Origin of the sequence: Streptomyces sp. HD (assembly GCF_028369295.1) — a bacterium.
Lineage (GTDB): Bacteria > Actinomycetota > Actinomycetes > Streptomycetales > Streptomycetaceae > Streptomyces.
In genome coordinates this window covers 1-475 of sequence record NZ_JAQMYP010000186.1, presented here as the reverse complement: position 1 = coordinate 475, position 475 = coordinate 1, and the positions used below count along the sequence as shown (strand labels likewise).

Annotated in this window: 1 protein-coding gene; it reads right to left on the bottom strand. The window is 69.5% G+C overall.

Features of this window, described 5'->3' with window-relative positions:
* A partial coding sequence (locus tag POF73_RS45925; protein ID WP_272125500.1) for an acyltransferase domain-containing protein occupies nt 1–475 on the bottom strand: 475 nt, incomplete at both ends.

The following is a 475-nucleotide window of genomic DNA, read 5'->3' as shown; positions in this document are numbered from 1 at the left end:
CCGCGAACCGCACCCGCTGACGCAGATTGCGATACCAGTACCCGCCGTCCAGACCAGCAGTGTCCATCACTTCCGCCTCGGTCGTGGAGAAGAACGGCACCTCACCCGAACGCGGGACCACCGGTGCGAGGACCTCGGCCAGCTCAGCCTCTATGGCCTCCACGTGCCTCGTGTGGGAGGCGTAGTCCACCGGGATACGGCGAGCCCGGACGTCGTGGCCCTCGCAGTGGGCCATCAGCTCATCCAGCGCGTCGGCGTCACCGGCCACCACCACCGAACCCGGACCGTTGACCGCAGCAATGTCGATGCGGCCCGCCCAAGCCGTCAGCAACTCCTCAACATCCGCGAGCGGCAGCGGGACGGACACCATGCCACCCCGGCCGGCGATGGCCCGGATCGCCTTCGACCGCAGCGCCACCACCCGCGCCCCGTCCTCCAACGACAGACCACCCGCCACCACCGCGGCAGCAATCTC